This is a genomic window from Coleofasciculus chthonoplastes PCC 7420 (assembly GCF_000155555.1).
Classification (GTDB): Bacteria; Cyanobacteriota; Cyanobacteriia; order Cyanobacteriales; family Coleofasciculaceae; genus Coleofasciculus; species Coleofasciculus chthonoplastes_A.
The window spans coordinates 143540-164616 of sequence record NZ_DS989856.1 but is presented as its reverse complement, the minus strand read 5'-3'; the positions used below and the strand labels follow the sequence as shown (position 1 = coordinate 164616).

Here is a 21077-nt window from a genome sequence, read left to right as displayed (position 1 = left end):
TATGAAAATCATTGGAATTAATGGTTGGGGAGATTGGTTTCACGATCCGGCTGCATGCTTAATTGTAGATGGTCAACTTGTAGCAGCAGTCGAAGAAGAGCGTTTTATTAGAATAAAACATGCACCACATACAGTTCCAGCGTTTGCTACACGATGGTGTTTGCAAACAGGTGGTATTGACTGGGGGGATTTGGATTATGTTGCTGTAGGATGGGATTTACCATATTTTGGTCAACTTGCGTCTCCTAAAATTGGTGCTGTTGATTTCGCAAGAAAACTACTTACTGATCTTCATGCCCCTGATCTCTTTCCTTTAGAGAAAGTAGTATTTCTGGAGCATCACTTAGCACATGCTTATAGCGGGATTATATTAGAACCATTTCGGCAAAGTCTAGTTGTTGTTGTTGATGGTCAGGGTGAAAAAGACTCAATAAGTATTTTTCGCCACAAAGATAATTCTCTTGAGAAGCTAGATACTTTCGACTCTCGACATTCTCTTGGTTACTACTATGAAGCAGCTACTAGTTATGTTGGATTTGGTTTGTCGGGAACTGGTAAGTTCATGGGACTCTCTTCTTACGGGAAGTCTACTGTAGACTATTGGAAGAGCAACAACGCAAGAAAATTTTCTAGCCCAGTACCATCGAATCAGATAGGAATTGATTATGAAAATTTAGATGATGCTGTGTCAATAGTTGATAAATTCTGGATTCCTCAGTTTAAAGCCTCTTGCCCCAATCTACAAATTGCTGGAGCTACTAAAGCCCACAAAGAGATTGATTTTCTTAAGCGGGATAAACTCCATTTAAACTCTGATGCTATTAATTTTTCGGCATCTGTACAACATAGCTTGGAGGAGGCAATAGAGTCTCTGGTTCGTACTTACCTTAGTCAAAAAGACGAAGTGATTATCATAACTGGCGGGGTTGGCTTAAACTGTAAAAGTAATGGTTCTTTACTACAAAAGTTTCCAGCTAAGAAAATCGTTGTACAACCCGTGTCACATGATGCTGGTGTTGCTCTTGGTGCTGCAGTATACTTTACTAAGCAAAACGGTTTTAGCCAGATAGAGTTAACAGATTTTCCATATGTTGGTCCCTCTTATAACAATAAATATATTAGAAAAGCCTTGGAGAGCAGAAATATTCACTTTCAATACTTAGAAAAGCCTGAACTTGTTGCAGCACAGTACATTGCAAATGATAAAGTCATTGGTTGGTTTCAAGGAAAAGCTGAGATTGGACCTAGAGCGCTTGGCGCAAGAAGTATATTAGCCCGCCCTGACTCCATCAAAATTCGTGATCGAGTTAACCAGCAGATTAAACTACGAGAAATATGGCGTCCTTTTTCTCCTGTAGTTTTAGAGGAGTTCTCTCAGGTTTTCTTCAAAAATTGCAAAGAGAGTTTATTTATGCTGTTTGGTTTTCCCATTGTATCTAATGCTAGTAAATTATTTTTTGCTGGAACTATTCATGTGGATGACACATCTCGTGTACAAACCATTCACCAAGGAAGAACACCTGAGCATTTTCTTAAGCTAGTGAGAGAGTTTTATACATTAACAGGAATACCTGGTTTAATGAATACCTCTTTCAATGGATCTCAAGAGCCAATCGTAAATACACCAGAAGATGCTATAGATACCTTCAGAGAAACTAATTTAGATGCTCTTTTCCTAGGTAATTATGTCATTCAATCAGACAATCTAAACTCATGAATAAGTCAAACATAGTAATTATCGGCGGAAGTGACTGGCTTGGAAAAAGTCTAGCGCATTATTTCGCACCACATGCTGAGTGTATGGTACTTTTAGCACGTACAGAAGAGAAGCTTCGGCAAGTGCAGTTAAATGTACAGAGCTACTGTCAAACTTATATTGTTGTGTGCGATTTAGCAGAAATGAATCAAGTACAGCTAGCGGTTAAAGAAATTCAACTATACTTAAACTCCGTTGATTTAATTCTTAATGTTGCTGGTGGTTCATACGTTGGAACAACGTATGACTGCCAAACAGAGGATTTCTTTTTTATGATTGATGCATATGTTAAAGGACAAGCTTTCTTAATTAAAAGTTTAATTCCTCTAATTCGACGTTCTAAAAAAACTGTGTTAGTGAACTTTTTGGCTGACTGGGTTAATAGAAAATCCGGTATGGAAGCCGGAAATGCTTTATACACTATGACAAAAGCTGCTATGGAGGCTTTTGCCAACTCCTTAGCGTCAGAAGAGCATATGAATGGACTTCAAGTAAGTAACTTATATTTAGGTCAAATTGCAGAATCCGAAAATGAAAATACTATTATTAAAGATGCAAAAGGAAATTTAGATATGCTTATGATGAGCGATATTTGCGAGTTTGTGTTAAATTTCATGCATCTTTCTTCTCTGCATGTGTTTGAGGCAACTTTAGTCACAAAGTCACCTAGTTATGCACGTACCCGTTTGCACACTAATACTGTTAATTGGGATATAGGGGGATAATGATATCGGTTATTATGCCTACTTTTATGCACGAGCAATTTATCGCTCGTGCTATTCAGAGTGTACAGTGTCAGACATATAAAAACTGGGAACTTATTGTTGTGAATGATGGCTCATCAGATGCTACTGAGAGCATAGTCAGTCAATTTCTTATAGACTCCAGAATTCATTACATCTATCAAGATAATTCTGGTTCAAGCTGCGCTCGTAATAAAGGTTTAGAACACTCAAAAGGTGACTATATTGCTTATTTAGATTCTGATGATATATATCTTGCAAATCATCTTGAGGTTCGCCATAATATTATTAAAGAACATGAGGTTGATCTTGTGTTTGGTCCTGTATGGGACATCAAACCTTCATCACGTAAAATATATTATGGTGAGTTGGCAGATACCGATACAGGATGCGTGTTACCACTTATGGTAATGCATAAGAGGTTTTGTCTTTCTGTTGGTTTGTTTGATTCAAATATTGTCTTTGAAGAAGATCTAGATTTGTTTTTGCGGATGAATAAGTGCTATAAGGTTTATCAATTCTTTGATCCAGTTACGGCTGAATACTATGTTCATAATCATAGCATTCACCGAATGTATGAGAAAGGTGGACATAAGTATATTGAAGATTACAGAAACCATCACAAAAGGACATAACAATGAAAGATTTTTTTTTAACATCACTCGAAGTAGAATTTGAGCTTTGCAATCTACGTTGTCAATATTGCTGGTTGACATTGGGAAACTTAGAAACCTTTCGCAGAGGCGACCAAATTTTTTCACGACAGAAGGGTCAAACAATACACTTTGATTATTCTGTCAGTGATCTAAGGCAAAATATTTCCCACATTTTAGAAAAATCTGACTCATATCTGTTGAAAGTTTCAGGTGGAGAGATTTTTCTTTTACCTGAAGTCATTGATGAATTGATTTTAGTTTCAGAAAGGTTTGAAAAAGTCCTTATTGTATCTAATGGCACTATTATAAAACGGGAGAACTTAGAAAAGCTTGATCCAAATAAGTTCTGTTTTCAAATTTCACTTGACGGACACATAACTCAAGCGAATGCTTTGCGCTATAAGGAAGCTACTCGAAACACTGAGAAGGTTTTAAGAACTGTAGAATTGTTGTATGAACAAGGATTCAGATTGGAGATAAGCTGTGTACTTACCGATTATAATATTCGGTATTTAACAGAGTTTTTTCAATATTTTTCTCATCATTTCCCTCAAGTTACTATCATTCCTTTCCCAGTCAGATTTTCTGACTACTACCTATCTAATACTGACGATAATATCGCCATATTATCTCACTTAAAAGATGCTTTTCCTTTAGGAACAATTCCTCCAAAAGGATATATGGAATCTCTCATAGAGACTGTAAAAGGTCGAAAAAATAACACATGCTTTTTACCTATCATAGGTCTGTATGGATGCGAGGATGGTAGTCGCCCACTGTGTCCTTGTGGGATAATTGATAATCACCAGAACATTTTTGAAATAGACTTTGTATTACCACCAGATTTAGATCATCCTTCTGTGAGAAAGGTTCTTAGAAGAGAAGAACAAAAATGTTTTTCTTGCTTTACTCACTTTGACATTATTAACCTCTTCATTGAAGGACACATATCTTTAGAAGAAATGCAGAAAACCGGAATATTTCAAGATTTAAAACTTTTGTCTCATTTAGTACAATACAGAAGCTACGTTTTATCCCAAGTACGCTCATCATGAAAAAATATGCAACGACTTTTGGTGGATCTGAATTCACGGTAGATGATCCTGTTTACCAGGATGGTATTAAGCTGGGTAAGTACCTTGCTAGCAAAGGTTATACAGTGAAAAACGGAGGGTACTATGGTTTGATGGAAGCAGTTTCTAAAGGGGTTGTAGAATCTGGAGGTCAATGTATTGGCATTACCAACGCCTCATTTGATCCAAAACCAGCGAACCAATTCATTACTGAAGAAATCAAAGCTAAAGATTTATTTGATAGACTTAGGCTTTTAATACAAAGCAGTGAATTATTTGTTATTCAAAATGGAAGTATTGGTACAGTTGATGAACTATGTGTTACTTGGTGCTTACGTTATACACTGACAATGCCAAGTATTCGTATTTGTCTGATCGGAGGTTTTTGGAGCCAAGTATTATATGGTCTGCAGAATTTGGCAATCAAAAAAGAGGAGTTTGATATTCTAGAGGTCTATAAAGATATAGAAGACTTTTCAGATTGCTTTAGATGTTAATTATACGAAATTATTAGTGTATTGGTGAATTTTTTCAAGAAAAAGATGGCAAAAATATAGTTTCTTTTATCAAAAACGGTGTTTTTATTCATTCTTGAGAATTTACCGATCGCCTAAATGCCAATCTGATATCATGTCCGGTCAAACTTGTAATTTGTTCCCTTGGGAATCGCCGATCTGATTCCACCTTTTTTCCCCCTAACATCTCCCTGGTAACGCGGGATAACATGAATACTCGTGTGCATCATCTTTTGTCCCGCTTCTCTATTCACATTAAATCCCACATTAAACCCATCCGGATGAAATTGATCCATTAAAAACCCTTGGACTTGGTTAACCATGAACCAGCAAGCGGATTGTTCTTTAAAGTCCAAATCAAAATAATTGGCAACATGACGTTTAGGAATTACCAGAACATGACCTTTACTGGCTGGATACCCATCAAACATGGCATAAGCCGTGGCTGATTCCGTCAGAACTCGCAGACTTCTGCGCGGGTTACAAAAGATACATTTATTGGACGAATGCCGCTGATAGTTATAATGAACGTATTCGTAAATTTCGCAATACTCGTCTAGGTGAATGGATTGGTAGGGAAGTTTTACGACGCACTGATACGTTGGTTTTTTATGAATATAATGTTCTCTAAATCCTTCTCTTTTCAGATCTCGCCTCACTGCATAATAGGCTTTTCCACCGGGTTTTAATAAATGTGAAACATTCATCAGAACAGTTGCCTGTTCTTCCGCAAAGAGAACATTTAACACATAAAAACAGAGGATGGTATCAAATTTAACAGTGGGATATTCGGGGAAATAGTAAGGGTCATATCCGGTAATATCAAAGCCTTTTTGCCGCAGACGTTTGACATCATTACCCAAACCACAACCAAAGTCTAAAATTTTACCCTGAAGCCGATTTTGTTCAAGGAGAATCTGTCCGGGAAAGGAGAGATAAACTCTGTCTTTGGCGGTGAGATGACTGAATTTATTGGCTTGCTTTTTCATCGGACAGGAATAGAGTTTGTAGTAAGCGCTTTAGCGCTTCTGGCACTAAAGTGCCTACTACGAACCCAGCTTAGCTTCTCCGGCGGCTGGCTATCCCGTACTTAGGGTGATAATAAAGTCTTATGAATTAAGCCAAAGTCCCACGGTGTAATGCTTGTAGGTTGGGTTTACGAAGGAAACCCAACTAATTAAGCGATTAAGCTAGGTTTTCTTCAAATCAAGCCAATCGCTACACATATAAGGAAAATTTATCACCTTATGTACGGGAGAGCCCGTTTAATCCTGAATCGCGTTCAACAAGATTTCAGGTAACGTCATATCTGCCATATCATCCAGGGTAACGGTGTCAACGATATCAAATTTGGCACCCGCCCCTTGCAACTCATCATCGAGAATCTTGAGAAATCGCGTGGCTGTGGGATCGTTACCCACTTGAATCAGAGAAATTGCCAATTCTTCATCCCTGTCTATATGGCGCGATGCTTCTACAATCACTCGCATCACGGCTTTGCGATCGTCCGGTTCCCCATCGGTGATGACTAAAATGGTTTCGCCTTCGGGTTTGGTTTGTCCCGCCGATTTGCGCTGAAAGTAGCTATTGAGTGCATCCTGAAGTACACTGGCTAAGTCAGTCCGCCCCATGGGATCATTTTCTTGAAAGATTTGTCCCACTTTGTCTGAGGTAACGTTGTCGTACCGTTTAAAGCGACTGGAAAAGAGGTAAACGGTGATACCATCGGGGTCAAACTGTTCACATTTTCGGGCGAGGGCGAGAGTTGATTCTTGGGCGGTATACCAACGGGTTTGTCCACCGGGTTGGTCAGGTGTTGACATGCTGCCACTTTTATCGATGATTAGAGTATAGTCGCGGTTTTCCATAATTGAATCTGCCATAAGCTTTGTTATTGGTCATTTGTCCTTTGTCCTTTGTCGTTGATGCAACCCACTAAAAACTTGAGACAAAGGAGTGTGGGTCAGTTCGGAGGCGCGATCGCAAAACTATTGTTATTCAATAGCGTACCGTCTTTTGCGTTTAAACCGTGGAGGTTTACTTGTCTTCTTACATGCTCACCTCCAAGCCTCAACCAATTGCCTGAGCGCATACTACAGAGGGCGACCCGACCCAATTGAGTGGAATGGTGTTGTTAATTTAGGTAAGCGGGTCGCCCCTACCGAGAAAAATTGGCTAGGAACTAGAAATCAGGAAATGTGTAACCGACGCCAAGGATAATCCCGATATCAGTTTCATCTTCGATAAAACCAATATTAATTGACCCGTTGGCGACAAAGGAACGCGACAAAGGTACATCCACACCCCCAGTCAGTAAAAATCCGATATTGTCATCGCTATCCGTTGACAAAGCGACACCTCCGCCTAAAAACGGCGCAAAGCGCACAGGTTCAAAGGGATCAACACGGGGAATGATAAAGTCGTAAGTCAGCGGCACCATAAAGAGTGCATCATCGCCAATGATTACACCTGGGCGCAGGGATAGAGTACGAGACAAACCGATTTTGCCGTTGATCACAAAACCAGCATCCCCTAACGCTGTTCCGCCACCATCATCGGTAGCCTCATCATCATCTTCAGTTAAACCAATGTTGACCCCAATCCCTAAATAGTTGGGAACGCCGCGAGTTCCTCGGCGGATATCCAAATCGGTTTGAGCCAAAGTCTGTGACTCATTCAAGACAATTTCTGCATCCTGAGTCGGTTGTAGGGTTAGCGCCTCAGCAGATGATGTCAGAGATTCGGGGATAGGCTGAGTCGCGATCGCATCCTCTGGACTGATACGCTTTAGAGATGAGGCTGGAGAATCTGCAACCGTTGGATTCAGCGAACTCTGGGCGGTAGCTGAATTGTTGGTGAGTCCTTTACTCCAGGACACAGAGGGAGTCGGTGAGTCTACAGTAGCACTGGGTAGGGGTGTAGTTTCTGGCAGTGAAGACCCAGCCGGGAGATTGACTGCATCTTGAGTCAGTGCGGGGTCACCTGTCAGTCGATTAACCCAAGCATTGGCGGGTTCAGCCGTCCCCTCGGTGCGTACCTCAGCCGCAATGGATTCTAAGCGAGTCAATGATCCGCCTAGACTAGATACTTGAGCGTGAACGGGTAAGGGATGGTTCCCCATTGTGACTACCCCTAAACCAACGCCGTAAGTAACGGAGCGTAAAAGATTATGTTTCAAGGTCACTCCTCGACAAAAGATGTAAAGATTGAAATCAGCAAAACCGATTTGCTTATTATTGTCTAGGATTGCGGCTTCCTCGCCACTAAGTCAATATAGTTCGTGACATACTCCTACACTAACCTGAGTACAGGTATAGTGTAGGCTTCTCAACCAATCCGGCTATTGCGTAGGAGGCGTTGAGCTTTAAGAACGGGATGCCCCTCCGCTCTATTTTTTATATTGATAGCTGCGTTATGGTCACGGTCAAGACTGCATCCACAATGGGGGCAGTTGTGCCAACGCATAAACAGCTTTTTCGGTACTTTCTCTCCACAATTCGAGCAATCCTGTGATGTGTTATGGGCGCTTACTGGAATTACCAACAAACCAGCTTTTTCGGCTTTGTTTGTCAGAATCGACAGAAAGTTTGACCACCCAGCATCCAGCACAGATTTAGCCAATCTAGTTTGAGTAAGTCCTTTAACGTTTAAATTCTCATGAGCAGCCATCTGTCAAGTTCAATAACTTGCTGTTTGGTTGGGCGTAGCTTGTACTGGTAGGCAGTTCTCATTTGCTTACTTGCCCTCCTGTTTATCAATCTATGAACAGTATACTGTCTGTATGGTGTTTTGTTGGAACCTAATAAAAAATAATGTCATGAATGTAATTGGAAACCTCCGTTCCTACGGTTTCCCACCTATCCATCCCAACGCCAACCTGAGTTGTTACTGAGCCTGTCGAAGTACAGGTATGGCGTGGGGCTTCCGGTGAAGAAAGCTAATTTTGCGGAAGATCGCGGAAATTAGTTGGCAAGAGTAATCTTAACTGGGTGAACTACTACACCCTCTATCCCGTTGCCAAAAGCATCTGGGACTACTTGACGAATGATGTTGTAACTGCCGTTGATGTCGGCGTTGAATTTGACGCCGATTTTTGATTGGTACAACCCACGCTTAACACGACGACCGCTAAATTTTGCTGTTTTCGCCTCTGGACTTCCGTGAACAGGAATACAATCTCCATCCAGGAAACTAGCAACCGACGTATAAGATTCTTCGGTGATGATGACTTTTATGCCAACCCGTTCAGCTTTATAGGTCAACATCTTGATTAATCTTGCATGGGGAACGCTGGTAAAGTTTTGATTGTTCACCTTACCGATACAGATTCCCTGCTTCCAGTTCTCGTTTTTGCCAATCACAAGAGTTGATATATTGTTCTCAACTAACTGATTGATAATAAACCGACTGGATTTATGCAGATAGTCGTCAATCTTGAATCCTCGCTTGGCTGATAAACGCTGAATTCTCTTTGACGTTTTCCTGTTTCCTTTGAGTTGAGATTGTCCTTCGGCTTTTTTCTTGTTGTAGTAATTGTTAATCGCTTTAACCGGTCTGCCGTTAATCAGGAAAGGTTTGAATCCTTTTTGATTTGAAGTTACAGCCGCTAAGTTGTTCAGTCCAATATCTACACCAGCTACCGCTTCACCGTTAACCAATTGCTGAATGGGTTGCTCATAAATCACCTCAATCACGTAGTAATTAAGGCGGGGAACAATTCTTACTTCATTGATATCCTGCTTGTGGCTAGATATCATCAGGTTGGTTCCCGATGGCTTGATCCATCCTTTTTTCAACTCTTTCAAGCTAATAGCCTGGATGGTGTAAACTAACAGATTACGCCCCTTCTCTTTATCTTTATACTTGGGAAGCTTGGGTTTACCCTTGAATAAGACTGGGTTTTTCTTATATGCCTTATTTGCTTCTTTCCAGGCTTTCCAGTTCCTGTCCAAGCACCGCAGGACTTGTTGAGAGACTTTGCGAGGCAAGGCACAATAAGACTCCTCTAGTCGCATTCGAGATGCCATCTCGTTGTAGGAGAGGATTTGATGGGTTTTAAAGAAATGTTGACGAATTTCGTAATTGGCTCGGTTGTAAAGATTTTTCGACTTGAAGGCTAAGTCATCAATCTCTTTCCATTTTCGAGTGCCTTGACGAACTACGTGCTTCTCAATAAGTTTCATTATCTTAGAGATGCGTAATCCAATAATTTTCTGCGGTAATTTTCCAGAACCTCTGTATAGATTACCGCAACTTGCCCTAATTTTCCGTATTCTTAATGAATGGAAACAATACTCATTGCTTGTACAACCTTTTGAGAAATAAACGGGAGAAGGTCTAGATTTTGACTCTGAGTTTTGCTTTCAGTGAATACAACCAGGAGATAGGGTAATATCGATGGGATCTCGATGTAAGCCGCATCATGGCGCACTTGAGATGAACAGGCGGATTTAGACCACAACTGAGCCTCTGGCGGAAGACCAGCGCCTAAGAATCCAGTAATTTGATGATTGGGGGTATCCTGAGTATCGGCAGGGTTCAGATTGCGTTTAAGCAGACTCATCATCACCTGCGATCGCACGGAGGATACCGTCACGCCACCCACAATACTATGGAGTAGCCGTGCTGTGGCATTGGTGGTTAACATATTCCGATTTTCCATCAATGTTCCCATAAACAGCCGTTCCCGACCATAAGGTCCATCACTCCAGGTTTTTTGATTGACATTAATCGACTCTAAGTCTTGCCAACCCAGGGATTGAAAGTAACGATTAACAATATTACGTTGTAGCTTCCAGGTTTCAAAGGGACCAGGGGTTAACTCTGGACCACTGGTGGTTCCACTCAAGATATCGACGACTAAACTTAAAGCATCATGGCTAGCATCAACCATCATCGCCTTAATTGCCCGTTCCAGTTCATCCGATGATTCAACCATGGCACTTTCTAACCATTCTTCAATGGCGACCAGATAAAATAGGGCAACCAAATCGGCTGGATAAATTCGCTCAACCCCTCGATAACTAAAACCTCGGACGGGATACTTCCAAAATTCATCCGCCGAAAGCGCCCCCCCTGTATTAACCGGAATCGGGGGATCATAGACCATCCAGGTGAGAGCGATTTGATTGCGGGCGAGTCCAGGAAACTCTAACCAAACGGCGTCGAGAATCTCTGTGCCAATTTTTTCCAGTTGGTCGTCCTTACGAAAGAATGTCATAATTTGCTCTCAACAAGTGATGTCAACGCTTACCAATATGGTGGTACTGCAAGAATTATCTGCATTAAAACATGGTGAGTACATCTGCCGTGTTAATTTAGACCTCTATGATTCTCCCGCCTGTACGAGTTTAGCCACTCAAGCGGCGGCTGGACGCCATTTACACCCCTTGTTATCGACAGCCAGGGAACAAGCGGTAAAGGTGCAGTTATGTGAGGATGGATATCAGGCTTGGTTACGAGTCGAGGATATCAGTCAACTGGAAATTGCCTCTCAACCTTATCACGCGATCGCACTCTCCCGTCCTCAAATCCAACACCGACTCCCAGAGGTGATAGCGTTTACCCAAAAAGCGATGCAGCAGCCGAATTATTACCTGTGGGGGGGAACCGTGGCACCCAATTATGATTGTTCCGGATTAATGCAAGCAGCATTTGCGGCGTCGGGAATTTGGTTACCGAGAGATTCTTATCAGCAGCAGGCGTTTACTCAATCAATTCCTTTAGCAGAAGCGCAAGCGGGTGATCTGGTTTTCTTTGGCACACCTGAGAAAATCAATCATGTGGGTCTTTTTTTAGGCGATGGCTATTATATTCACAGTTCGGGGAAAGAAGATGGTCGAAATGGGATTGGCATTGACTGGCTTTCGGATCAAGGAGATAAAGTAAGTCAAACTTATTATCAGCGGTTTAAGGGAATCGGGCGGGTTATTGCTAGTTATTGTGCCTGATAAGTGGGTGGACACAATTAAAGTTAACGGTTGAGATTAGGGAACAGGGAACAGGGAACAACTTTAATTATCCCCACCTACTTGTTTTTTTAACGTTCCCTGTCCGTAGTAAGCACTTTAGTGCTTATCAATAAAGTATTAAGGCACGCTTCGTGCCTAAGCTGTCATGCATTTAAATTGGGTATTAGTAGCGAGCAAGATGCAAAGCCTGCGGCATGGCTTCGCTAAACGCACTACACGGCTTTCGTCATTATTGATATTAAGGTTTAAATGCCGAACAGCTTACTACAAACAACGACTAAATCAATTCCCAATCTAGGCAAAATTCTCCCGGACGCCCCCAGGGATAAACAGCACAGTTAATTCCATCTTTGCCATGATAATACTGACAAACTTTACAGGGTTGAGACTGTTCTAATTTTACCTGTAAACTACTCCACTTTTGCTCAACCATTAAGCGGTAATGATTGGCTCGTAGGTGATAGGGTTCAATTGTCAACGCCTTTTCAAAAGCTGTCAACGCCTTTTCATAGAGTTTAATAATTTGGGAACCATACTCAGTCCAAGGTTGAACACGGCATTCATAAAGTTTAATAATCTTGAAAATAAGAATACCATAATCTGTCCAGGTATCAGCCGAAGCCATTTGCGGTTCTTTTTTCGTATCCAGTAACACTCGTTTCAGGGTATCTAGCAATTCTCTCGGTTGCCAAGGTTTACCGACATAAGCCTCAGCGTGTTTAATACCATAGGAAAGGGCTAAACGCTGTCCTTTTCCAGTTAAAAGAACCACGGGAATATTTTGGGTGTGAGGATTTGCCTTGATTAGGCGACAAACTCTGTAGCCATCAATCCGGGGAATCAGCAGATCCAATAGCACTAAATCGGGAGAATTGATCTGAATTTGCTGGAGTGCTTCTACACCATCACGGGCTTGAATGACATTCCAACCACTCCACGTTAACTGCTGAGCAACGCATTCCCGCTGGCTGAGAGAATCTTCGACAACTAAAACAGTATTCATTGATAACAACCTGCTGACTGGGGGGAGGCTTTCGTGCGACTAGCGCAGAGTTAGACTAAGTGTACCCATTTCTCCCAGGTTTCTGATCACCCCCGATAGAATTGGCGTTTCAGCAGGCGATCGCACGATTTTATGGTATAGTTTTTCCCATGGGCAAATGTGCCTGCCTATAGGCTCTACAGCAGCACTTTCAGATAAGGACAGTAGAAAGCGCGATTGCCTTCGGCAAAGCGCGAAGCTAATCACACAAATTATATCTTGGTTTTATTACCGCTTTATTTGACAATTCAGCCAAGATACAGAAAAAACAAATTGACTCGTAGGGGCGGGTTTTACCGTTACCTGTTGCCAGAAACCCCTCAATTCAATAAACCCGCCCTGACCCCAAGTTTGTTGGTCAAGTTCAGTAAACTCTTTTGCCCAGGCTTAGTCTTTGGCTAAAGCCCCTACTACGAGCAGAATTTTCCTTATCTGCTCACCAACCGAGAGCGATCGCGTAAAATGTTAAAGACCGTTTGTTATACCAGCTAGGATGGCTCAAGACTGGGTAAAACAGAAGACTAGGACAAGTAAAGAGCTACAATCCATAACCTATTATGGGATTCTGGGGGTACACCCTAGCGCATCTGCTCTAGATATCCGTCGTGCCTATCGGGAACTGAGTAAACGTTACCATCCCGATACCACCGACTTACCAAAGGAAACGGCAAAGACGAAGTTCCAACAGCTTAATGAAGCCTATGCGACTCTGAGTAGTCCAGAACGGCGAATCCTGTATGATCGAACTATTCGCTATTCTCGTGTCAACGTCATTCAACCTCCACCCGGATTGAACCGTCCCGTTGTGCGATCGCGAGTTGATCATTCATCCTCAGCTTACCTTGACCCCACAGATCGTCCCCTCTCCCCTGGCGAGTTATTTGCCCTATTTATTTTGGGGATAACTTTCGTGGGATGCTTGGTACTGGCAATTGTGATTGGCTTAACCCGAGGAGACAATGCCTTTCAAGTTTCTGGGATATCTCTATCTAGTCGAGTCACCACGCCACCCCTAAGTCAACTACAGCGAATCCCTCGATATCCCCCTTCTAACCAACTTTTCTCCCCATCTAATCCACCATCAATCCCTATTTTTGTTCCATCCCTCAATCTATGAAGACTTCTATGGTACTTCCTTCATCTGACACTCCTCTCTATAACCATCCCCTTCCTGAAATCGAAAAATGGCTCCGTTCTCAAGGATGTCAACAAGATAGCAACGAACTCAATTGCTGGCGCGTGGAACGATTAAATTGGCAAGCCGAACTCTGTCTGGAAGTTGAGGAATTAGCTGTGCGTTACATTAATGCAGCGGAAGGACAACGTGACATTATGCGTTCTTTCAAGTATTCCCTCAGTCGCGAAGATGTAGAAGCAGCAGTTTTCTCTGGTCCTTAAAATTCTCAATTCTCAGAGTTAATTTTTGAATGATTAACTGACAATTCAGACGCGCCATTGCACGCCCTTAACAGTCAAAACTCAAAATTTAAATCTCAAACCTTTCCAAACCGTCGCTCTCGTTTCTGATAAGCAATTAAAGCTTGATGAAACGCTTCGCGGTCAAAATCGGGCCAAAAAGCGTCGGTAATATAAAATTCAGCATAAGCCATTTGCCAGAGGAGAAAATTGGACAAACGCATCTCTCCACTGGTGCGGATTAGCAAATCAGGATCACCGATATTGGCAGTATAAAGATGACGAGAAAACAGCGCTTCATCAATATCCTCTGGTTGAAGCTGACCGTGTTGAACCTGAGTCGCAATTGTCCGACAAGCCTGCAAAATCTCTTCCCGTCCACCGTAATTAGTCGCCACGGTAAATTGAATCCCGGTATTATTTTGGGTTTGAGTCATTGCCCGTTCAATCTGGTTTTGCAGGGATTGCGGTAATGCCGTTAAATTCCCCACAAACTGAATGCGTACATTCTCCTCCATCATCTCTTTGAGTTCTCGAATTAACACCCGCTCAAACAGCGTCATCAAAAACTCAACTTCTTCGATAGGACGTCCCCAATTTTCGGTAGAAAAGGCATAAGCAGTCAGGGCTTGGATACCCCAATCATCACAACAGCGCAACAACTGTTTTAATGTGTCTACGCCTCGGCGATGACCCATAATCCGAGGAATGCCTCGACGTTTTGCCCAACGACCATTGCCATCCATAATCACCGCGACATGTTTGGGTAGGCGTTCCTGGTCGAGATCGCTTGGTAATTCTTTTAGTATCGTTTGCATAATAGTTGTATAATAATAGTCATTTCTTTTTTCGAGAAGTCGATGACGGCAGACGCAGCAAACGCGAAATGAGTAGCCGTCCCTGAGACTTAACTTGGCGACCTAAACTGCGTAAACCGGGGGCAACTGCCTCACGGTCAACCGCTGTCGAAAATCGAGCCTCTAACAGTTCTTTGAGTTTACTACTGGTTAAAGGTCGATTGAGTCCGCCGCGTTCTGCTAATGAGATAGAACCTGTTTCTTCGGATACAACAATACAAAGGCAATTTTCGACTCGCTCAGTAATTCCCATAGCGGCTCGATGGCGTGTGCCAAGTTGTCGTGAAGCCGTTCGCTCTGACAGAGGTAAAATCACACCCGCTGCGGCGACGCGAGACCCCCGAATTAATACTGCCCCATCATGGAGTAATGTGGTCGTCTGGAAGATGGTTTGCAGCAGTTCTTTAGACAGTTCGGCATTTAACTGTACCCCTGGTACAGAAAAATCTCGCTCGTCAATGGTTCCATTGGTCTCCATAATTATCAATGCGCCAATCCGATTTTGGGATAATTCTTTAACCGCATCGACAATTTCATCTGTAACGCTATCTGCTTTAGGGATAGGGCGGCGTTGGGATTGAAACAACTGCCGAATTTCTCCCCGCCCGACTTGTTCGAGAAAACGGCGAAATTCTGACTGAAAGATTACAGCCATCGCCACAGCCGAACCAACCACCAATTTTTCTAACACAAAACTCAACAGGGTCAATCCTAGTCGATTACTGACCGCTGCCGCTAGCATCAAGACGATTAGCCCTCGAACCATCCACAAGGTACGACGCTCCCCGATAATGAGGAGAACCATATAGGTGAGGGCTAGAACCAATCCGACATCAACGCTTTGCAGCAACAAGGATTGAACCCAGCCAGAGTCAGGAAAAGAACCCGACGACGACGCAGGCATTGAACTTAATTAAACGTTTAGCAACTGAGAGCTTGACTCTGGCTTGATTGTAACGAGATTAGGCGGGGAGTTGCGACTGATTTGTCATTTGTCATTTGTCAGGGAACAGGGAACAGGGAACAGGGAACAGGGAACAGGTAAGCTCCCCCAGCTCCCAGACGCGCCATGGCGCGTCTCTACATTGCTCCTTCATCCCTAATCCTGGGATACCAGTCGTTTCGGTAAATGATCAAACCGGATCAAGTCTTGATAGGTTTCTCGCTGCACAATTAATTCAGCCGTTCCATCCTTAACTAACACCGCTGCAGGTCGAGGTACACGATTATAGTTAGACGCCATGCTGTAATTGTATGCCCCAGTTCCCATAATCACGAGCAGATCCCCAGGTTGGGTTTCGGGTAATTGGGCATCTTTGAGTAAAATATCCCCGGATTCGCAATGTTTACCCGCAATCGTGACGGTTTCAGTTATCGGTGCTGACATGCGATTGGCAACGACTGGACGATAGACCGATTGATAAGTAATTGGACGGGGATTATCAGACATTCCCCCATCAACCGCCAGATAGGTTCGCGTTTGCGGGATCTCCTTACGGCTGCCGATGGTATACGCCGTCACACAAGCGGGTCCAATAATCGATCGCCCGGGTTCTGATAATAACCTCGGCAAGGGCAATTGCTGCTGGTTACAGGCATTAACCACGGCTTCACAAACCCCCTTAACCCAAGCATCAATCGTGGGGGGATCATCGTCTTCGGTATAGCGAATTCCCAAACCGCCGCCGACATTCAGTTCTTGAATGGATAGATTGAACTGAGCGGCTTTTTGGAGATAATCGACCAAAACCGCTCCCAAGTCTTTGTGGGGTTGACTCTCAAAAATCTGTGACCCAATGTGAGCGTGTAACCCAATACAGTCGAGAATAGGGTTTTGACTAATGAAGGCAAAAACGTTATCTAGAGTGTGGGGATCAAAACCAAACTTGCTATCCAGGTGTCCTGTGCGGATGTAGTCATGGGTGTGACACTCGATCCCAGGTGTAATCCGAATCATGATCCGCACCTGGGTATCCGGAGAGGTTTTTTGTGCCAAATCTGCCAGAGTTTCTAACTCCAACTGATTATCCACAACAATTGTGCAATGGCTTTCAATCGCAAGCTGGAGTTCAGCGATAGACTTGTTATTGCCATGGAAATACAGCTTATCGGCTGGGACTCCGGCTTCTAATGCTGTGTAGAGTTCGCCTCCGGATACGACATCAACACCCAAACCTTCCGATGCCGCGATCGCACAAATCGCTAAACAATTCCAGGCTTTTGAAGCATACAGCACTAAGGTATCACCGGAATAGTAACGGGCAAAGGCATCCCGATACTGGCGGCAAGCCGTTCTTACCGTGACCTCATCTAGAATATAAAGGGGAGAGCCAAATTCCTCGATTAAACCCTGGACATCACAGCCACCAATTTCTAGACAGTCTTGGCTGTTAACGGTGGCGGTAAGCGGCAACAGTTCCTGATTGGGAGAACGACTATCGGGATGAGAGTTCGCTGAAAGATATCGCTGTCCAGAGTTTTGCACCTGAGTGGAGTCAGTCAATAGCATAATGTCGTTATCATCCTTGAGATGGATATGGGCAGGTACACCAAAAGCGTCCGTTATTTAGTGTACAATTGACTGCTGTGAGTGTCTTAGAGATAAAGCCGCTAACCACAGCACAACTCAATGCGGCTGTGGATCTGGATCAAATATGTTTTGGTGGGCTGTGGACGCGATCGGGCTACGAACGTGAGTTAAATAGCCCGAATAGTCAATTACTGGTTTTAGAAGCACACAACAGCTTGGAGCAGCGCCCATGGGGTTGCCATTCAGCCGTTGTTATGCCACACGATTCCCTGGGGGAAGATTTACCCACGCATCCCCCTTTACCGAATGGCTTAGTGGGTTTAGGTTGTTACTGGTCAATTCTGGAGGAAGCGCATATTACGATTTTGGCGGTGCATCCAAACTACCAACATCAGGGACTGGGGCAATTTTTACTGTATGCCTTACTCAATGACGCTAAACAACGTCAGTTGGAGTGGGCAACCTTAGAGGTTAAACCCTCGAATCACGCTGCTCTGTCTCTCTATCAAAAGTTTGATTTTATTCCAGCCGGACGACGCCGAGGATATTACCAAGATACGGGTGAAGATGCCCTAATTCTGTGGCGAAAGGGGTTACAACAGCCGGAATTTGAGCAAATCCTGCAAGAGCGCTATGAGCAAATCGTCTCCCGCTTAACCCGTCAGGGTTGGCAACTATTTAGTTATCTGTGATTTGTGATTTGTCATTCGTCATTCGTCATTTGTACTGTACTTTGTTGATTGTTCATAGAAAATTTTTTTCTCCCTCAGCTTCCCCAGCTCCCCCAGCTCCCCCAGCTTCCCCAGCTCCCCCAGCTCCCCTAGCTCCCCCAGCTCCCTCATCTCCCCCAAAAAAATAGACGGGTTGTTGTATAGGAGACAGCCTGACAAGTCTCCTATGCTAGAATCAGCGTACACGGGCACGCAACAGGTGATGGAAATACGCCATGTTTGAACGCTTTACAGAAAAAGCCATTAAGGTGATCATGCTAGCCCAGGAAGAGGCACGTCGCCTGGGGCATAACTTTGTCGGCACGGAGCAAATCCTTCTGGGTTTGATCGGGGAGGGAACTGGCGTCGCCGCCAAAGTTCTCAAGTCGATGGGTGTCAATCTTAAAGATGCCCGGATTGAAGTTGAGAAAATCATTGGTAGAGGTTCCGGCTTTGTCGCTGTGGAAATTCCCTTTACCCCTAGGGCTAAACGAGTCTTAGAATTATCACTCGAAGAAGCCCGCCAACTGGGTCATAACTATATCGGAACTGAGCATTTACTGCTGGGTTTGATCCGGGAAGGCGAAGGGGTGGCGGCACGAGTTTTGGAAAATTTGGGTGTAGACCTGACCAAGGTGAGAACTCAAGTCATCCGGATGCTGGGCGAGACGGCAGAAGTCACCAGTGGCGCATCTTCGGGTCGCACGAAAACACCAACCTTAGATGAATTTGGTAGCAATCTGACCCAAATGGCGGGTGAAGGTAAACTTGATCCGGTAGTGGGACGCGCTAAGGAAATTGAGCGCGTTATCCAAATTTTGGGACGCCGCACCAAAAATAACCCCGTATTAATTGGGGAACCTGGGGTGGGAAAAACCGCGATCGCAGAAGGATTGGCGCAGCGAATTGCCAATAACGATATCCCAGATATCTTAGAAGAAAAGCGCGTCGTTACCTTGGACATCGGGCTACTGGTGGCGGGGACGAAGTATCGAGGTGAGTTTGAAGAACGCCTCAAGAAAATCATGGATGAGATCCGTCAAGCTGCCAATGTAATCTTGGTGATTGATGAGGTTCATACCCTGATTGGTGCAGGTGCGGCGGAAGGGGCTATTGATGCCGCAAATATCCTGAAACCCGCTTTAGCTAGGGGCGAACTCCAATGTATCGGGGCGACAACCCTGGATGAGTATCGTAAACATATTGAACGGGATGCGGCATTAGAACGGCGCTTCCAACCCGTGATGGTAGGTGAACCCTCCGTTGAAGAGACGATTGAGATTTTATACGGGTTGCGCGAACGCTATGAACAGCATCACAAGCTGAAAATTTTAGATGAAGCCCTGGATGCAGCGGCGAAACTGTCAGATCGCTATATCTCGGATCGCTATTTACCCGATAAAGCGATTGACTTGATCGATGAAGCCGGTAGCCGGGTGCGTTTAATAAACTCCCAACTTCCCCCAGCGGCGAAAGAGTTAGATAAGGAACTGCGACAAGTCCTTAAGGAAAAAGACGACGCCGTGCGATCGCAAGACTTTGACCGGGCGGGTGAACTGCGCGATCGGGAAATGGAAATTAAAGGCGAAATTCGCGCGATCGCTCAAAATAAAAAGGCGGAAACTGGAACTGATGATTCGCCGGTCGTCGATGAGGAAGATATCGCCCATATTGTCGCCTCCTGGACGGGGGTACCAGTTAGCAAGCTGACTGAATCCGAGTCCGAGAAGCTGTTGCACATGGAAGATACGCTGCATCAGCGCCTTATCGGTCAGGAAGATGCGGTGAAAGCGGTATCACGGGCGATTCGACGGGCAAGGGTTGGTTTGAAGAACCCCAACCGTCCCATCGCCAGTTTTGTCTTCTCTGGTCCTACGGGGGTTGGTAAAACTGAGTTAGCCAAATCCTTGGCGGCTTACTTCTTCGGGTCAGAAGAAGCGATGATTCGCTTGGATATGTCCGAGTACATGGAACGCCATACCGTCAGTAAATTGATTGGTTCGCCTCCAGGGTACGTCGGCTACAACGAAGGCGGTCAGCTAACCGAAGCGGTACGTCGTCGTCCTTACACGGTGGTGCTATTCGACGAAATCGAAAAAGCCCATCCCGATGTCTTTAACATGCTGCTGCAAATCCTGGAAGACGGACGTCTCACGGATGCTAAAGGGCGGACAGTGGACTTTAAGAACACCCTATTAATCATGACCTCTAATATTGGGTCTAAGGTGATTGAAAAAGGTGGCGGTGGTTTAGGTTTCGAGTTAAGCGACAATGAAGCCGAATCCCAGTACAACCGCATCCGTTCTTTGGTCAACGAGGAACTCAAGCAGTACTTCCGTCCCGAATTCCTCAACCGTTTGGATGAGATTATTGTCTTCCGTCAGCTAACCAAAGACGAGATCAAGGAAATCTGCGATATCCTGCTGCGGGAAGTCTTCAAGCGTCTCACGGAAAAGGGAATTACCTTAGAAGTCACCGATCGCTTCAAAGAACGGTTGGTGGAAGAAGGGTACAGTCCATCTTACGGCGCAAGACCCCTACGTCGGGCAATCATGCGCTTGTTAGAAGACGTATTAGCAGAAGAAATCCTTTCGACTCGCCTGCAAGAAGGAGACAGTGCGATCGTCGATGTGGATGAAGAGGGCAAAGTGAAAGTTATTCCTGGAGAACCTGGGGAACAACGGGAACTTTTACCTCAAGGTGCTGAATAATCCACTTGATTCATAATTCCCATTGAACGGTAGAGAAGGTTAGCCTTTTCTACCGTTTTTTTGTCATTTGTCATTTGTTATTTGTGATAATTGAACG

19 protein-coding genes and 1 pseudogene are annotated in these 21077 nt (G+C 44.0%); 10 read left to right on the top strand and 10 right to left on the bottom strand.

All coding sequences use genetic code 11. The features are described 5' to 3' along the window. Position 1: 1 nt before the first annotated feature. The 5 genes from MC7420_RS21800 to MC7420_RS21780 are packed head-to-tail and all read left to right on the top strand — an operon-like array spanning position 2 to position 4725. Entirely contained in the window at positions 2-1717 is a 1716-nt protein-coding gene (locus MC7420_RS21800) for a carbamoyltransferase family protein (RefSeq protein ID WP_006102907.1), read from the top strand. Next, positions 1714-2481, top strand: coding sequence for an SDR family NAD(P)-dependent oxidoreductase (locus tag MC7420_RS21795; protein ID WP_006102844.1), 768 nt, complete (start codon positions 1714-1716; stop codon positions 2479-2481). Before MC7420_RS21800 ends, MC7420_RS21795 begins: the two co-directional genes overlap by 4 nt. Positions 2482-2495: 14 nt before the next feature. Next, a complete protein-coding gene (locus MC7420_RS35545) occupies positions 2496-3134 on the top strand; it encodes a glycosyltransferase family 2 protein (RefSeq protein ID WP_006102857.1) in 639 nt (212 codons plus the stop codon). A gap of 2 nt (positions 3135-3136) precedes the next feature. Next, positions 3137-4210 carry a radical SAM protein gene (locus MC7420_RS21785; protein ID WP_044208819.1) on the top strand — a complete coding sequence of 358 codons (1074 nt, stop codon included), beginning with the start codon at positions 3137-3139 and terminating at the stop codon, positions 4208-4210. After that, positions 4207-4725 (top strand): LOG family protein, encoded by a 519-nt coding sequence (locus MC7420_RS21780; protein WP_006102873.1) that lies wholly within the window; start codon positions 4207-4209, stop codon positions 4723-4725. The genes MC7420_RS21785 and MC7420_RS21780 overlap by 4 nt, the downstream gene beginning before the upstream one ends. Before the next feature lie 131 nt (positions 4726-4856). Here the strand turns inward: MC7420_RS21780 and MC7420_RS21775 are convergent, their stop codons facing one another. From MC7420_RS21775 to MC7420_RS21750, 6 genes and pseudogenes are all read right to left on the bottom strand, one after another. Then, positions 4857-5732: an HIT family protein gene (locus MC7420_RS21775; protein ID WP_006103082.1), complete on the bottom strand. Its 876-nt coding sequence runs from the start codon at positions 5730-5732 to the stop codon at positions 4857-4859. Between the two features lie 276 nt (positions 5733-6008). Next, the gene (locus MC7420_RS21770) at positions 6009-6626 is read right to left on the bottom strand and encodes a vWA domain-containing protein (RefSeq protein WP_232231758.1); all 618 of its coding nucleotides are present in this window, start codon (positions 6624-6626) and stop codon (positions 6009-6011) included. A gap of 299 nt (positions 6627-6925) precedes the next feature. Beyond that, complete coding sequence (locus MC7420_RS35540; protein ID WP_006102849.1) at positions 6926-7921, bottom strand: hypothetical protein; 996 nt, start codon at positions 7919-7921, stop codon at positions 6926-6928. A 149-nt stretch (positions 7922-8070) separates the two neighbouring features. Further along, positions 8071-8412, bottom strand: a pseudogene (locus MC7420_RS21760) (RNA-guided endonuclease InsQ/TnpB family protein); the annotation flags it as partial. 293 nt (positions 8413-8705) lie between these two features. Further along, positions 8706-9926 carry an RNA-guided endonuclease InsQ/TnpB family protein gene (locus MC7420_RS21755; protein ID WP_006102876.1) on the bottom strand — a complete coding sequence of 407 codons (1221 nt, stop codon included), beginning with the start codon at positions 9924-9926 and terminating at the stop codon, positions 8706-8708. A gap of 92 nt (positions 9927-10018) precedes the next feature. Next, positions 10019-10963, bottom strand: a complete 945-nt coding sequence (locus MC7420_RS21750) for a serine hydrolase (RefSeq protein WP_006102922.1) — start codon at positions 10961-10963, stop codon at positions 10019-10021. 37 nt (positions 10964-11000) lie between these two features. Here MC7420_RS21750 and MC7420_RS21745 point away from each other — a divergent pair, with 37 nt between their 5' ends. Beyond that, complete coding sequence (locus tag MC7420_RS21745; RefSeq protein WP_006103025.1) at positions 11001-11693, top strand: C40 family peptidase; 693 nt, start codon at positions 11001-11003, stop codon at positions 11691-11693. 298 nt (positions 11694-11991) lie between these two features. On the opposite strand, the gene MC7420_RS21740 is transcribed toward MC7420_RS21745, so the two are convergent. After that, positions 11992-12717 (bottom strand): response regulator, encoded by a 726-nt coding sequence (locus tag MC7420_RS21740; protein WP_006102956.1) that lies wholly within the window; start codon positions 12715-12717, stop codon positions 11992-11994. A 532-nt stretch (positions 12718-13249) separates the two neighbouring features. Between MC7420_RS21740 and MC7420_RS21735 the strand changes: the two genes are divergently transcribed. Both MC7420_RS21735 and MC7420_RS21730 read left to right on the top strand, forming a co-directional pair. Further along, positions 13250-13873: a J domain-containing protein gene (locus tag MC7420_RS21735; protein WP_006103090.1), complete on the top strand. Its 624-nt coding sequence runs from the start codon at positions 13250-13252 to the stop codon at positions 13871-13873. An 8-nt stretch (positions 13874-13881) separates the two neighbouring features. Beyond that, positions 13882-14154 carry a DUF3143 domain-containing protein gene (locus MC7420_RS21730; RefSeq protein ID WP_006102904.1) on the top strand — a complete coding sequence of 91 codons (273 nt, stop codon included), beginning with the start codon at positions 13882-13884 and terminating at the stop codon, positions 14152-14154. Positions 14155-14249: 95 nt separating this feature from the next. Here the strand turns inward: MC7420_RS21730 and MC7420_RS21725 are convergent, their stop codons facing one another. From MC7420_RS21725 to lysA, 3 genes are all read right to left on the bottom strand, one after another. Beyond that, positions 14250-14990, bottom strand: a complete 741-nt coding sequence (locus MC7420_RS21725; RefSeq protein WP_006102997.1) for an isoprenyl transferase — start codon at positions 14988-14990, stop codon at positions 14250-14252. A 19-nt stretch (positions 14991-15009) separates the two neighbouring features. Beyond that, positions 15010-15933 carry a diadenylate cyclase CdaA gene (gene cdaA / locus MC7420_RS21720; protein WP_006103033.1) on the bottom strand — a complete coding sequence of 308 codons (924 nt, stop codon included), beginning with the start codon at positions 15931-15933 and terminating at the stop codon, positions 15010-15012. A 195-nt stretch (positions 15934-16128) separates the two neighbouring features. Beyond that, positions 16129-17538, bottom strand: coding sequence for a diaminopimelate decarboxylase (gene lysA / locus MC7420_RS21715; protein WP_006102861.1), 1410 nt, complete (start codon positions 17536-17538; stop codon positions 16129-16131). Between the two features lie 77 nt (positions 17539-17615). Here lysA and rimI point away from each other — a divergent pair, with 77 nt between their 5' ends. Both rimI and MC7420_RS21705 read left to right on the top strand, forming a co-directional pair. Beyond that, the gene (gene rimI, locus MC7420_RS21710; RefSeq protein WP_006103009.1) at positions 17616-18251 is read left to right on the top strand and encodes a ribosomal protein S18-alanine N-acetyltransferase; all 636 of its coding nucleotides are present in this window, start codon (positions 17616-17618) and stop codon (positions 18249-18251) included. 254 nt (positions 18252-18505) lie between these two features. Beyond that, complete coding sequence (locus MC7420_RS21705; protein WP_006102932.1) at positions 18506-20980, top strand: ATP-dependent Clp protease ATP-binding subunit; 2475 nt, start codon at positions 18506-18508, stop codon at positions 20978-20980. The last annotated feature ends 97 nt before the right edge of the window (positions 20981-21077 follow it).

What these genes read in the sequence shown, in the direction of transcription:
- MC7420_RS21785 (WP_044208819.1), top strand. Translation starts at nt 3,137, where the DNA reads ATGAAAGATTTTTTTTTAACATCACTCGAAGTAGAATTTGAGCTTTGC.
- MC7420_RS21730 (WP_006102904.1), top strand. Translation starts at nt 13,882, where the DNA reads ATGGTACTTCCTTCATCTGACACTCCTCTCTATAACCATCCCCTTCCT.
- MC7420_RS21780 (WP_006102873.1), top strand. Translation starts at nt 4,207, where the DNA reads ATGAAAAAATATGCAACGACTTTTGGTGGATCTGAATTCACGGTAGAT.
- lysA (WP_006102861.1), bottom strand. Translation starts at nt 17,538, where the DNA reads ATGCTATTGACTGACTCCACTCAGGTGCAAAACTCTGGACAGCGATAT.
- MC7420_RS21725 (WP_006102997.1), bottom strand. Translation starts at nt 14,990, where the DNA reads ATGCAAACGATACTAAAAGAATTACCAAGCGATCTCGACCAGGAACGC.
- MC7420_RS21740 (WP_006102956.1), bottom strand. Translation starts at nt 12,717, where the DNA reads ATGAATACTGTTTTAGTTGTCGAAGATTCTCTCAGCCAGCGGGAATGC.
- MC7420_RS21770 (WP_232231758.1), bottom strand. Translation starts at nt 6,626, where the DNA reads ATGGCAGATTCAATTATGGAAAACCGCGACTATACTCTAATCATCGAT.
- MC7420_RS21775 (WP_006103082.1), bottom strand. Translation starts at nt 5,732, where the DNA reads ATGAAAAAGCAAGCCAATAAATTCAGTCATCTCACCGCCAAAGACAGA.
- cdaA (WP_006103033.1), bottom strand. Translation starts at nt 15,933, where the DNA reads ATGCCTGCGTCGTCGTCGGGTTCTTTTCCTGACTCTGGCTGGGTTCAA.
- MC7420_RS21705 (WP_006102932.1), top strand. Translation starts at nt 18,506, where the DNA reads ATGTTTGAACGCTTTACAGAAAAAGCCATTAAGGTGATCATGCTAGCC.
- MC7420_RS21735 (WP_006103090.1), top strand. Translation starts at nt 13,250, where the DNA reads ATGGCTCAAGACTGGGTAAAACAGAAGACTAGGACAAGTAAAGAGCTA.
- MC7420_RS21800 (WP_006102907.1), top strand. Translation starts at nt 2, where the DNA reads ATGAAAATCATTGGAATTAATGGTTGGGGAGATTGGTTTCACGATCCG.
- MC7420_RS21750 (WP_006102922.1), bottom strand. Translation starts at nt 10,963, where the DNA reads ATGACATTCTTTCGTAAGGACGACCAACTGGAAAAAATTGGCACAGAG.
- MC7420_RS35545 (WP_006102857.1), top strand. Translation starts at nt 2,496, where the DNA reads ATGCCTACTTTTATGCACGAGCAATTTATCGCTCGTGCTATTCAGAGT.
- MC7420_RS21745 (WP_006103025.1), top strand. Translation starts at nt 11,001, where the DNA reads ATGGTGGTACTGCAAGAATTATCTGCATTAAAACATGGTGAGTACATC.
- MC7420_RS21795 (WP_006102844.1), top strand. Translation starts at nt 1,714, where the DNA reads ATGAATAAGTCAAACATAGTAATTATCGGCGGAAGTGACTGGCTTGGA.
- MC7420_RS21755 (WP_006102876.1), bottom strand. Translation starts at nt 9,926, where the DNA reads ATGAAACTTATTGAGAAGCACGTAGTTCGTCAAGGCACTCGAAAATGG.